This window comes from Gordonia heveisoli (assembly GCF_030315745.1).
Classification (GTDB): Bacteria; Actinomycetota; Actinomycetes; order Mycobacteriales; family Mycobacteriaceae; genus Gordonia.
On the sequence record NZ_JASXSH010000012.1, the window covers coordinates 41,856 to 54,254 of the forward strand.

The following is a 12,399-nucleotide window of genomic DNA, read 5'->3' on the forward strand; positions in this document are numbered from 1 at the left end:
CCCCGCACGCGTTAGGGTTACGTCCATGACCGGCGACACCACCAATGACGACGTGTGGCTGGTGGTACCCGTCTACAACGAGGGGCAGGTCATCCGCGAGGTGATCGACCACGCCCGGCAGGTCTTCCCCAACATCGTCTGCGTCGACGACGGCAGCTCCGACAATTCGGCAGCCGAGATCGGCGCGACCGGCGCCCACCTGGTGCGTCATCCGGTGAACCTCGGGCAGGGTGCGGCGATCCAGACCGGCGTCGAATATGCGCGTACCCAGCCAGGCGCCCGCTACTTCGTGACCTTCGATGCCGACGGACAGCATCAGGTCGATGATGTCTCGGCGATGATCGCCCGGCTGCGCACCGAACCGGTCGACATCATCGTCGGCACTCGCTTCGCCGACGGCCGCAGCGCCTCGGTGCCGCCGCTGCGCCGGATGGCGTTGCGCACCATCGTCTTCCTGTCCCCGCGGACTCGTCGCCTCGGATTGTCGGACGCGCACAACGGGTTACGGGCATTCAACAAGACGGTCGCCGATCAGCTCGATCTACTGATGGCAGGCATGAGTCACGCGTCGGAGTTCGTCACCCTCATCGACCACCACCAGTGGCGGGTGGCCGAACAACCGGTGACGATCCTCTACACCGAGTACTCGCGGGCCAAGGGGCAGTCACTCATCAACGGGGTCAACATCGTCGCCGACGGGCTGTTCCACAGCCGGATGCGCAAGTGAGCGAGGAGAAGCGACGATGATCTGGTTCCAGATTCTGGCGATCCTCGGGATCGTCGCATTGGTGGGGTTCTTCTTCGTCAACCGCGGTACCGCCAAGGCCTCGGCCGGCGTCAAACTGCTGTTCGTCGCATTCGTGGTCTTCGGCGCCTACGCCATGCTCCGCCAGGACGACGTCACCTGGGTGGCCAAGAAATTCGGTATCGAACGCGGCCTGGACCTGGTGCTGTTCCTGCTGGTCCTGGCCTTCGCGTTCACCACCATCTCCACCTATCTGCGCTTCCGTGACCTGGAGGTGCGCTACGCCCGGCTGGCCCGGGCCATCGCCCTGCAGAACGCCCGCCAGGAGAACAACGGCGACGGTTAGTCGACGGCAGCCGCCGACCGAAGTCTGTTCCTCCCCGACTTTCGGGTTCGTCCCCGAGGTGCAACTGGGCGAAGAACAAAAAAGTGGGGGAGGAACTTCGTCCCCTATTTTCGGCCGGGTGGGCGGGCCGGGTGGGGTCAGTCCGCCAGCGACCGCAGGTAGGCCGTCACATCGGCATATTCGGGCAGCAGTCCCGAGTCCCGAGCGGCGCTCAATCCGGGTGCGGCGGTGTCCTTCTCGGACAGCTCGTAGACGAGCGGCGAGCCGTCCCGCGCGGTGGTCGGCCACGCGATACCGAGGTCGGCGTCGAGTGGGTTGATGCCGTGTTCGGCGCCCGGGTTGTAGCCGGTCGAGCACAGGTAGGTGACCGTGGAATTGTCGGCAAGGGAACAGAATCCGTGACCGAGACCCTCACTGAGGTAGACCGCGCGACGGTCGACGTCGTCGAGGAGCACGGTGTCATAGGCCCCGAAGGTGGGCGACCCGACCCGGATGTCGACGATCACGTCCAGGATCGCCCCAGACGGACAGGTCACATACTTGGCCTGCCCAGGCGGGACGTCGGCGAAATGAATGCCGCGCAGCACACCTGCCGCCGACACCGACAGGTTGACCTGGGCCAGGTCGAAACGGTGCCCGATGACCTCGGCCAGCAGATCGGCCTTGAACGCCTCCGCGAACAATCCCCGCGAATCACCGTGCTGGACCGGCGTCAGCTCCCACGCCCCGTCGATGGCCAACGGCCGCACCCGCATCAGAAACCCTTTCCACGTTCGAGCAGTTCCAGCAGGTAGTCGCCGTAGCCGGACTTGCGCAGTCCTTCCGCGCGGGCACGCAAGTCGTCGTCGGCGAGGAAGCCACGCCGCCAGGCGATCTCCTCGGGCACCGCGATCTTGAGGCCCTGCCGCTGCTCCACCGTGCGCACGAAATTCCCGGCGTCGAGCAGCGAGTCGAAGGTGCCGGTGTCGAGCCACGCGGTACCGCGCGGCAGCACGGTCACCGACAACTTGCCCCGCTCCAGATAGTGCGCGTTGATGTCGGTGATCTCGTATTCGCCACGCGGACTTGGGGACAGACCTTTGGCGATCTCGACGACGTCGTTGTCGTAGAAGTACAGGCCGGGCACCGCGAAATTCGAGCGCGGGGTGGCCGGCTTCTCCTCCAGCGACCGGGCGATGCCGTTCTCGTCGAAGTCGACCACGCCGTAGGCGCTCGGATTGGCCACCCAGTAGGCGAAGATCGCACCACCGTCGACGTTCTCGAAACCCTGCAGCTGGGTGCCCAGACCCGGCCCGTAGAAGATGTTGTCGCCCAGCACCAGCGCCACCGAGTCGTCGCCGATGTGGTGTTCCCCGAGGATGAACGCCTGTGCCAGCCCGTCCGGGGACGGCTGGGTCACATACGACAGACTGATACCGAACTGCGAACCGTCACCGAGGAGCCCCCCGAAGGCCGCCCGGTCGTGCGGGGTGGTGATGATCAGGATGTCGGAGATCCCGGCCAGCATCAGCGTGGACAGCGGGTAGTAGATCATCGGCTTGTCGTACACCGGCACCAGCTGCTTGCTGACGCCCTGCGTGATCGGGTGCAGCCGCGTTCCGGTCCCCCCGGCCAAGATGATTCCGCGCATGCCGAACAGCTTAGGCGGACCTGGCACCGACAGGTGTCGGCCCACCGCCTGCAACCCCGCCGTCTGTACCATCGTGAGCCGAGACGATGCGCCCGGACGGGAGTGCTGCGGACAGGTCGACCCGGCGATGCGCATCCCGACGACGGGAGCAGAGATGACGACACGAGTACTCGTGACCGGCGGGGCCGGGTTCATCGGCGCCAACTTCGTCCTGCGCACCTTGGTCACCCGCCCCGATGTGCAACTTCGGGTGCTCGACAAACTGACCTACGCGGCGAATCCGGAAACGCTGAGCGCGGTCGCCGACCGCGTCGAACTCGTGCAGGGCGACATCGCCGACGCCGAGCTGGTCGACCGGCTGGTCGCCGACACCGACCTGGTGGTGCATTTCGCGGCCGAGTCGCACAACGACAACTCCCTGGCCGATCCGTCGGCCTTCGTCCAGACCAACCTGGTCGGCACGTACACGCTGCTGGAAGCGGTCCGCCGCCATCGGGTGCGGTTCCACCACATCAGCACCGACGAGGTCTACGGCGACCTCGAACTCGACGATCCGGCCCGCTTCACCGAGCAGACCCCGTACAACCCGTCGAGCCCCTACTCGTCGACGAAGGCGGGCAGCGACCTGCTGGTGCGGGCGTGGGTACGATCCTTCGACATCGCGGCGACCATCTCGAACTGCTCCAACAACTACGGGCCGTACCAGCACATCGAGAAGTTCATTCCGCGGCAGATCACCAACGTGCTCTCCGGGATCCGCCCCAAGCTCTACGGCGACGGCCGCAACGTCCGCGACTGGATCCACGTCGACGACCACAACGACGCCGTGTGGACTATCATCGACCACGGCACCATCGGTGAGACCTACCTGATCGGCGCCGACGGCGAGGTCGACAACCGGACCGTCGTCGAGACCATCCTCGAACTGCTGGGCCGGCCCGCCGACGCCTTCGACTTCGTCACCGACCGACCCGGCCACGACCGCCGCTACGCCATCGACTCCACCCGACTTCGGGATGAATTAGGCTGGCGGCCAAACTATCTCGACTTCCGTGCCGGATTGTCGGCGACCATCGACTGGTATCGCGGCCACACCGACTGGTGGCAGCCCGGCAAAGCAGCGGTGGAAGCCGGTTACGCCGCCACCCAACAGATCACCGGATAGGGACGGCCTCACCGAGGAAGGCGAGCTGGTCGGCGACGACCTTCTCGAACGCGTCGCCGACATAGATGTCGAAATGCCCTTCGTCGTAGCGGAGTAGACGAACCTTCGGATTCGTGGCCGCGTATTTCACCGTCGGACCGACCGGAGCCACCGAATCCTGGTCGCACGCACAGATCAGCGTCGGACAGTCGAGGTTGCGCACCGATCGGCCGGGGAATCGGGTCGGGATCGCCAGACCCACCCGGGCCGGGACCGCGTTCACGAACGGCACCCCGTCGGGTACCAGCGGCAGATAACCGGGCACCACGTCGGGCGCGGTCATCAGTGCGGTGGAACCGGGTTCGCCGGCCAGCGCCACCGTCACCGGCGCACGACGGGCCGCCACCGACGCCAGGTCCGCGATCGCTCGCACCGTCACCTTGGCGGCCACCTTCGGCTCCATGGCTCGCAGGGAGGCGAGGCCGTCGGTGAACGGGCACTGCGCGATCACCGCCGCCACCCTTCCGTCACGCGCGCCCGCCACCAGCACATGTCCGCCCGAGAACGACGTCCCCCACAGGATCACCCGATTGCGGTCGACCTCCGGGCGCGACCGCGCGTAGTCGATCGCGGCCGACCAGTCGGCGAGCTGCCGCTTCACCGACAGCAGCTGGCGCGGCGTCCCCTCACTGGTACCGAAGCCGCGGTAGTCGAAGACCAGGCAGGCGTATCCGGCGGCGACGAACCGCTCGGCGAAGGCGTCGAGCCGCATCTCGCGCACCGCGCCCAAGCCGTGCGCCATTACCAGGATCGGCGGTGGCGCAGCATCGGCGGTCGGGGTGTCGGGCAGGTACAGCCAGGCCGAACAACTCGCGTCGCCGGAGTCGAATTCCACATCGGTGCGCGACACCTGAGTCCCCTATCGTCGATCCCCGACCATGTCATCGATCAATGACACAGTTCCTCGCACCCTAGCCTTCGCACTCGACGCCGACAAGGACCTCAGCGTGTCCGGCGCCATAGCGGTACACATGGTCGTCGCACAGGTTCGCCGCATACGGTGGTCTGCATGCGCGTACTCGTCAGCGGCGGCGCCGGTTACATCGGCTCGCATACCGTGATCCGCCTGATCGACGCCGGCCACCAGGTGGTCATCGTCGACGACTTCTCCAACGCCAAACCGACGGTCGTGGGCAGGCTGGAGGGGCTGGCCGGGACGTCGATCCCGGTGCACGCCTTCGACCTGACCGATGTCGACAAGACCGAACACTTCTTCGCCACCGAGCAGGTCGACGCGGTGATCCACTTCGCCGGATACAAGGCGGTCGGTGAGTCGGTGGCCAAACCGCTCGACTATTACCAGAACAACCTCGACTCGACCTTCGCCCTGCTGCGCGCGATGACCCGCCACGACGTCCACACCCTGGTGTTCTCGTCGTCGGCCACCGTCTACGGCGCCGAGCCGCAACTGCCGATGACCGAGGACCTACCCACCTCGGCGACCAACCCCTACGGCTGGACCAAGGTGATGATCGAGCAGATCCTGACCGACGTCGCCGCCGCCGACCCGAGGCTGCGGATCGCCGCGCTGCGCTACTTCAATCCGGTGGGCGCGCACCCCAGCGGCCAGATCGGGGAGGACCCCAGCGGCATCCCGAACAACCTGATGCCCTTCGTCGCGCAGGTCGCGGTTGGCCGGCGCGAACGGCTGTCCATCTTCGGCGATGACTACGACACCCCCGACGGCACCGGTGTCCGCGACTACATCCACGTCGACGATCTCGCTGCCGGCCACGTCGCCGCCCTGGACCGGATCAGCGTCGGCGAACCGGGTATGTCGACCTGGAATCTCGGTACCGGACAAGGAGTTTCGGTGCTGGAGGTGGTCAAGGCCTTCGAACGGGCGAGCGGACAGCCCATCCCCTACGACATCGCACCGCGTCGCCCGGGCGACATCGCCGCATCCTATGCGGATCCCACCCGTGCCAACACCGAACTGAAGTGGTTCGCGCACAAGACGATCGACGACATGTGCGCCGACACCTGGCGCTGGCAGTCGAACAATCCGCAGGGGTATCCGGACCCGTCGTGAGGCTCGCCTCCCCCGTCGGCGGACTCAGCGTCCGGCCAAGACCTCCTCGTCGACCCGATAAACGGTGACGTTCCCGCGGGTGTAGACGACGGTCAGCCCCGGCGCCCCGTGCTCACGCAACGCGAGGAACGGGTCGCCCTGGACCCCGTGCTCCGGGTCGGGGACGCCGCGCTGGAAGGCCCAGTAGCTCGGGGGTGAGTCGATCACGAAGTGCACGTTCATATCTCGCACAATCTTGTCGATCGCCGGATCGGCGCCGATCTTGGTGACACCCCAGAACAGGTCCCGCTGGCGTTGCGAGAACTCGTTGGCCCGATAGAACGGGAACATCGGGTGCAGGCCGGTGACCGGGTAGATCCAGCCGGTGCCCTGGTCGAGGTTGTTGAGGATCAGTGAATCGCGCGCCCCCGGCTGTTGTGCGAGCCAGTCGTAGGCGGCGAGATCGTCGGCACCGACGAGTTTCTCGCCGCGCTCCTTGGTGGCGATCTGGGCGTTCGGCGGATAGCGGTAGACACCGGCCCCGGCGACGATCACCAGCATCACCGCCAGCGCCGCCGAGGCGACGACCGCGGCGGCGCGTCCCGGTGCCCAGCGTTCGCGCACCGTCGTGGCCAGCCACAGCGTCGCCGCACCGACCGCAACCCCCGCCGCGGCCGCCGACAGCAGCGCGACGACGAAGGTCAGCCGGTGCGGTGAATTGTAGAAGTAGCCGCCGATGGCACCGAGCGGATACGACAGCGGGCCGAGTTCGACCACCGAGTTCGCGGTGACCAGGACGAAGACGATCCAGGCGGCCAGCCCCGCCCAGCATCGCAGCCACACCAGCACACCCAGGCCCGCGACGGTGACGATGATCAGCGGCCACACCGGGAAGAACGGGCCGAGCGGGATCGTGCCGTTGAAGGCCGCCTGCGCGAGACCCTTCGCGACGCCGACCGTCTCCACACGGAAGTCGAAGAAGGGCAGCTCGTTGGTGTCGGCAACGCTGATCGTGCCCCAGACGACCGGCACGATGAGCACCAGCGTCACCGCACCCGCGGCGGCCAGGGCGGCGAAGTCGCGCAGTCGTCCGGCGGCGGGCCGCCACAATCCTTCGCACAGCCACCACAGCCCGACGATGACGCCGATCAGGATCAGCCCCGACGGATGGGTGGCGGTGACCCCGGCGACGGCGAGCGCAGCCGGACCGATCCGTCGTCTATCAGCGACCACACCGATCGTCAGGACCGCCGCGACCGGCGCGAGGCTCACGCCGACCGCGTTGGGCACCGAGGTGAGGGCGATCTCGACGTAGGGCAGCGACGGGAACAGCGCACTGATCGCGGCGCCGATACCGGCGATCAGCGCCGAGGCGTCGACGTCGAAACGATGACGGGCGAACCAATACGACAACGAGGCCACACCGAGGGGCACGGTGATCGCGAGTACGGCAGGCGAATAGGTGTTGTACAGCTCAACGGGGTTGGCACCGGTGATCGGGAAGAGCAACGCGCCCAGCGCATGCCACGCATTCGGGTAGTAGTTGAACCCGTGGGTGTCGTAGTTCATCAGCTCACCCATCCGCAGACCCGAGCCGATTCCGGTCTCGTGGATCCAGCGCAGCGAACTGGCGTGCCACAGCGAATCCCACACCTGCGAGGGTGTGTTCAGCCCGGCGAACCCAGTGTTGACCAGCGGCCGGATACACGTGAGCGCGATGATCGCACCGCCGACGAACACGCCTGCCCCCGCGCGCAGCATCGCGGTGTGGCCGGCCGGACGATCGTCGGAGCCTGCGGTCGAGCCGGGCACCGGAGCCAGCCGTCGGCCGAGGCGCGTGGCCAGCAGCGCCGAGTATCCCCAGGCGACCGCCAAAGCGATGACCAGCGCGACCAGGGCGCTGACCGGATTCCATTCGAAACCGACCGCGGAGTAGAGGACCGTCGCGATGCTGACCAGCCCGAAGGTGATCGGCGGACCGGCCGCCAATGCGACCGGCCACGGCAACGACATCCGGCGCCCGACCAGTGCTCCCGGCACGATCAGGACCAGCGCGGTCACCACGACGACCCACGCCCCCAGCATCATCACCCGCGCCTTCCTGCCGCCCAGCGATCAAACACCAGAAGGTTACCCGTCACCGTGTGCCCGACAGTTCCCGGCGGTCGGCAGTGGCGGGACCCAGCCTCTCTTCGACGATCTCGCGTCGCACCAGGTGATGCCCGGCGATGGTGACCGCCAGGCACACCACCGCCGCGACCGCACCGAAGCCGAACATCGCCGGATAGCCGATCGATGACCAGGTCTGCGAGATCCAGGCGAGCACCGCCGGAACGGCGAACCCGAGGTAGGTCAGGCCGTAGAAGACCGCGGTGAGCCCGGCCAGGTCGTCGGGCCCGGCGATGCGCTGCACCTCCAGCAGACCCGCGATCAGTGCCATACCGTAGCCGCAGCCCAGCACCGCCGCGGCCACCAGCGACAGCCAGATGGTGAGGGCGTGCGCGGCGATCGCGGCCAACACCATGCCGACGGCGAGGAAGATCAGCGCGGTGACGACGCCGCGGTTGCCGTGCGGGTCGTCGATGCGGCGGGCCAGCGATTGGATACCGAACCCGGCGGTCAGTCCGAGCACGCAACACAGCGCGGCGAAGGCGATCGGGGCGCCCGCCGTCCGCGCCGACATCAGCGCGGGGATGATCGCGTAGGCCGACGCACAGGCACCGAACACCCAGGGTGCGACCGGTAGCACCACCAGCAGGAAGCGACGATGGGAGGCCGACGGGATCCGGAGATCCGCCCGCAACGGACGGGATGTCTGCCGACGCTGCCGGGTCTCCGGCGCGCCGAGGAGCGCCAGTGCGGCCAGCAACGACAGCGCGATGTTGATGACATACGTCAGTACGTGCGGCCACGGCGCCCACTGGGCGAGCGCACCGGCGACACCGGCGCCGATCCCGAATCCCGCGGTCAGACTCATCGCGGCCCGTTTGGCGGCGACGCCGGTCCGGGCGCCGTCCCGATCGCTGAGTTCCTTGATCCAGCTGCCGCCGACCGCCATCGACAATCCCAGGGCGACACCGCTGAACACCCGCCCGACGCCGAGCTGGACGACCGAGTCGGCGCCGGTGGCCAGCAGCAGCGAACCGATCGCCGCCAGGACCGGCGCGGGCAGCATCAGCGGACGTCGGCCGTAGCGGTCCGACAGCGGGCCGCCGATGAGGAGCGCGGGCACGATGCCGAAGACATAGGCGAACAGCAGGGCGTCGACGGTCACCGTGGACATCGCCGAATCCTGCTTGTACATCACCAGGAGCGGCGTGAACTCGTTTCCGCCCCACGCCGCGGCGAAGACGGCGAGCGAGACCGCGGACCAGCCGAGATCCCGGCGGATGCGCGTGGTGCTCATTTCCCCTCCAGATCGTGGACGGCGACCAGATGCCGGGCCAGCGCGTCGTCGAACAGATCGGCGTCGGCGGCCTCGATCGCCCGCACCAGCTCGTCGTGGTCATCGAGGATCCGCGCGGCGATCGCACTGTCGCGATGCACGCTGGCCGTGGTCATCCGACGGTGACGCTCACCGAGGCTGACGAAGAACCCCTCCAGCAGCTGGTTGTCACCGGCCGCGGCGATCAGCTGATGGAACTGCGCGTCGATCCGGGAGAACTCGGCGACGTCGGTGGCTTCGGCGGCCCGATGGCTGTCGAGGTTGGCGCGCAGCCGTTGCGCGAGATCGGCGAGCGCCCCGGAACGGTCGACGACGGACCGCACCGCATGCCCCTCCAGAAGGCATCGTGCGTCGACCACGTCACGCGCCTCGCGGTCCCCGATGGGCACCACCAGCGCACCCCGCTTGGGGTAGAGCCGCATCCAGCCCTGGGCCTCCAAACGGAGGAACGCCTCGCGCACCGGGGTTCGGCTTACCGAGCACCGCTGGGCGATCTCACCCTCACTGATCAGCTCACCGCCGGCGATGCCGTTTGTGAGAATCAGTTCTTTGACCTCGGCATATACCCGCTCAGCAGCGGATTCCGTACTGCCATGCAACATAGATACAAGTTGTACTCCACCGATGCCCGGAAGTGCCAATCCCAGTGGGACACCCACCTTGTCCGAGCGCTCGGTTCGGTGAAAGACTGGACAGGTTCCGTGCCGGGGCGACACCCCTGCCCGACACGGCGGCGCGTTCGACGCATGACGAGCAACGAGGCTCGCACCGAACCGCCACACGGCCGCGCGGTATCCGCCGCGCGCACCAATCGAGGCAGCGCAGCCTCGCACGACGCATCCCGCGCCAGGACGGCGCGGAAGCCAGGAGGACCCACGTTGACGAGCACGGAGGACAACGCCCGCACGGGCGAGTCGATCGACGAACCGACGACCGCTGATCTGCCCATCACCGACGAGGAGATCTTCCTCGCACATGTGGGCGGCAAGCTGTCGGTGGAGTTGAGCTCACCGATCAATACCCAGCGTGACCTGTCGATCGCCTACACGCCCGGCGTCGCCCAGGTCTCGCGCGCCATCGACGCCGACGTCGACCTGGTGAACAAGTACACCTGGACCGATCGGCTGGTCGCGGTGGTCAGCGACGGTACCGCCGTGCTCGGACTCGGCGACATCGGCCCGCGCGCCTCACTGCCCGTCATGGAGGGCAAGTCGGCCCTGTTCCGCAGCTTCGCCGGCCTGAATTCGATCCCGATCGTGCTCGACACAACCGATCCCGACGAGATCGTCGAAACGCTGATCCGGCTGCGCCCGAGTTTTGGTGCGGTCAACCTCGAAGACATTTCCGCGCCGCGGTGCTTCGAGATCGAGCAGCGCGTCATCGAGGCCCTGGACTGCCCCGTCATGCACGACGACCAGCACGGCACCGCCATCGTGGTGCTCGCCGCCCTCAAGGGTGCGGTCGCCGCACTCCAGCGCGACATCACCTCGCTGCGTGTCGTCGTCTCCGGCGCCGGCGCCGCCGGCGTGGCCTGCGCGAACATCCTGATCGCCGCGGGCATCAAGGACATCGTGATGCTCGACTCGAAGGGCATCGTCAGCTTCCACCGCGAGGACCTCAACGAGTTCAAGCAGGAACTGGCCGAACGCACCAACCCGCGCGCGGTCAGCGGCGGACCGGCCGAGGCACTCAAGGACGCCGACGTCTTCCTGGGCGTGTCGGCAGGCAAGATCCCCGAGGAGTACATCGCCACGATGGCTCCCGACTCGATCGTCTTCGCACTGTCGAACCCCGATCCGGAGATCCACCCGGAGGTCGCGGCCAAGTACGCGGCCATCGTGGCCACCGGGCGCAGCGATTTCCCGAATCAGATCAACAACGTGCTGGCCTTCCCCGGCGTGTTCAAGGGCGCGCTCGACGCCGGTGCCCGCCGGATCACCGAGCGGATGAAGCTGGCCGCCGCCGAGGCCATCTTCTCGGTCGTCGCCGACGAACTCAGCACCGACAAGATCGTGCCGAGTCCCCTCGACGAGCGCGTCGCACCGGCGGTCGCCGCTGCTGTCGCCGCGGCCGCACACGCCGAAGGTCTCGTCTGACCTGTCGTTCCGCCCGAACCCCCCGCGAGTCTGCGTTTCACTCGTGGGGGTTTGTGCGTTCCTGCCAGGTGCACAGACACACCTCGTTGCCCTCCGGGTCGGCCAGCACCCAGAACGACGGCGCGTGCCGATCGGTGAGCAACTGTCCCCCGGCCATGAGCGCCGCTTGCAGACGCTCGTGGACGACGTCGTGCGGCACCCACAGGTCGAGGTGGGTACGACTGCGCTGCGGACGTGGTTCCCCCATCTGCTGGAACCACACACCCGGTAGCCGGCCGGCCGGGTCGGTGAGGTCGATGAGTTCCTTCGCGTCGGCGTCGCCGTAGCCGAGGACCGCCCGCCAGAACGGCCGGATCGCGTCGATGTCGAGGGCGTCGATGGCGATGTCGAGTTGCGCCACGGGTTTCCCGTCGGCCTCGATCCCCAGGTCCGCCGCGATCCCGACAATGGTGTTCGCCAGTGCGACATCAGCTTCGGTAAGCCCATGTTCGCTGTGCGTAGTCAGCACGAGATGAACTGTGCCATAACGTAAATCGATGTCGGGGTGATGATTGGCCGCTTCGGCGGCATCGATGATCCGGGAGATGAAGTCCCGCCCCTTCACCATCGACCCGGTGCGGAAGCCGGCCACGAGTTTGTTGGACAGCACCCGCCACGGGTCGCCGACCGTCTCGGTGGCTGCGGCCGCGGACATCGGAGTTCTGGTTGATCCGGCCATAACCGCACCCTACGCCGAGTCAGGGCCGGTTTTGCGCCGCCGAACACACTCGCTACACTCGTGAGCGCTGCTTACGCAGCACGCCGCCCTAGCTCAGTCGGTAGAGCAATTCACTCGTAATGAATAGGTCAGGGGTTCGATTCCCCTGGGCGGCTCCATCACCAGCGACTTCTTCGTCGGACCCCTCGCAAAAGCGCCACTTCG

At 67.4% G+C, this 12,399-nt stretch carries 12 protein-coding genes and 1 tRNA gene; 6 read left to right on the top strand and 7 right to left on the bottom strand.

The window, feature by feature from the left end; genetic code table 11:
* Window positions 1–25: 25 nt before the first annotated feature.
* Window positions 26–727 carry a glycosyltransferase family 2 protein gene (locus tag QSJ18_RS12130; RefSeq protein ID WP_286326729.1) on the top strand — a complete coding sequence of 234 codons (702 nt, stop codon included), beginning with the start codon at window positions 26–28 and terminating at the stop codon, window positions 725–727.
* A gap of 16 nt (window positions 728–743) precedes the next feature.
* Window positions 744–1,091 (top strand): DUF2304 domain-containing protein, encoded by a 348-nt coding sequence (locus QSJ18_RS12135; RefSeq protein WP_286326730.1) that lies wholly within the window; start codon window positions 744–746, stop codon window positions 1,089–1,091.
* A 137-nt stretch (window positions 1,092–1,228) separates the two neighbouring features.
* Here the strand turns inward: QSJ18_RS12135 and QSJ18_RS12140 are convergent, their stop codons facing one another.
* Entirely contained in the window at window positions 1,229–1,846 is a 618-nt protein-coding gene (locus QSJ18_RS12140) for a dTDP-4-dehydrorhamnose 3,5-epimerase family protein (RefSeq protein ID WP_286326731.1), read from the bottom strand.
* Window positions 1,846–2,721, bottom strand: a complete 876-nt coding sequence (gene rfbA / locus QSJ18_RS12145; protein ID WP_286326733.1) for a glucose-1-phosphate thymidylyltransferase RfbA — start codon at window positions 2,719–2,721, stop codon at window positions 1,846–1,848. The genes QSJ18_RS12140 and rfbA overlap by 1 nt, the downstream gene beginning before the upstream one ends.
* A 154-nt stretch (window positions 2,722–2,875) precedes the next feature.
* On the opposite strand from rfbA, the gene rfbB reads away from it, so the two are divergent.
* Entirely contained in the window at window positions 2,876–3,886 is a 1,011-nt protein-coding gene (rfbB, locus tag QSJ18_RS12150; RefSeq protein ID WP_286326734.1) for a dTDP-glucose 4,6-dehydratase, read from the top strand.
* Here the strand turns inward: rfbB and QSJ18_RS12155 are convergent.
* Window positions 3,876–4,775 (bottom strand): alpha/beta hydrolase, encoded by a 900-nt coding sequence (locus tag QSJ18_RS12155; RefSeq protein ID WP_286326735.1) that lies wholly within the window; start codon window positions 4,773–4,775, stop codon window positions 3,876–3,878. The genes rfbB and QSJ18_RS12155 overlap by 11 nt on opposite strands.
* Before the next feature lie 159 nt (window positions 4,776–4,934).
* On the opposite strand from QSJ18_RS12155, the gene galE reads away from it, so the two are divergent.
* Window positions 4,935–5,957, top strand: a complete 1,023-nt coding sequence (gene galE, locus QSJ18_RS12160) for a UDP-glucose 4-epimerase GalE (protein ID WP_286326736.1) — start codon at window positions 4,935–4,937, stop codon at window positions 5,955–5,957.
* A gap of 24 nt (window positions 5,958–5,981) precedes the next feature.
* Here galE and QSJ18_RS12165 read toward each other — a convergent pair whose 3' ends face one another.
* The 3 genes from QSJ18_RS12165 to QSJ18_RS12175 are packed head-to-tail and all read right to left on the bottom strand — an operon-like array spanning window position 5,982 to window position 9,983.
* A complete protein-coding gene (locus QSJ18_RS12165) occupies window positions 5,982–8,024 on the bottom strand; it encodes a DUF6541 family protein (RefSeq protein ID WP_286326737.1) in 2,043 nt (680 codons plus the stop codon).
* Between the two features lie 49 nt (window positions 8,025–8,073).
* A complete protein-coding gene (locus tag QSJ18_RS12170) occupies window positions 8,074–9,342 on the bottom strand; it encodes an MFS transporter (RefSeq protein ID WP_286326738.1) in 1,269 nt (422 codons plus the stop codon).
* A complete protein-coding gene (locus tag QSJ18_RS12175; protein ID WP_286326739.1) occupies window positions 9,339–9,983 on the bottom strand; it encodes a GntR family transcriptional regulator in 645 nt (214 codons plus the stop codon). The genes QSJ18_RS12170 and QSJ18_RS12175 overlap by 4 nt, the downstream gene beginning before the upstream one ends.
* A gap of 276 nt (window positions 9,984–10,259) precedes the next feature.
* On the opposite strand from QSJ18_RS12175, the gene QSJ18_RS12180 reads away from it, so the two are divergent.
* Entirely contained in the window at window positions 10,260–11,477 is a 1,218-nt protein-coding gene (locus QSJ18_RS12180; RefSeq protein WP_286326740.1) for an NAD(P)-dependent malic enzyme, read from the top strand.
* Between the two features lie 37 nt (window positions 11,478–11,514).
* Here QSJ18_RS12180 and QSJ18_RS12185 read toward each other — a convergent pair whose 3' ends face one another.
* On the bottom strand, window positions 11,515–12,195 hold the full coding sequence (locus tag QSJ18_RS12185; RefSeq protein WP_286326741.1) for a VOC family protein: 681 nt from the start codon (window positions 12,193–12,195) through the stop codon (window positions 11,515–11,517).
* Between the two features lie 82 nt (window positions 12,196–12,277).
* On the opposite strand from QSJ18_RS12185, the gene QSJ18_RS12190 reads away from it, so the two are divergent.
* Window positions 12,278–12,353 (top strand) — tRNA-Thr (locus QSJ18_RS12190).
* Window positions 12,354–12,399 lie beyond the last annotated feature (46 nt).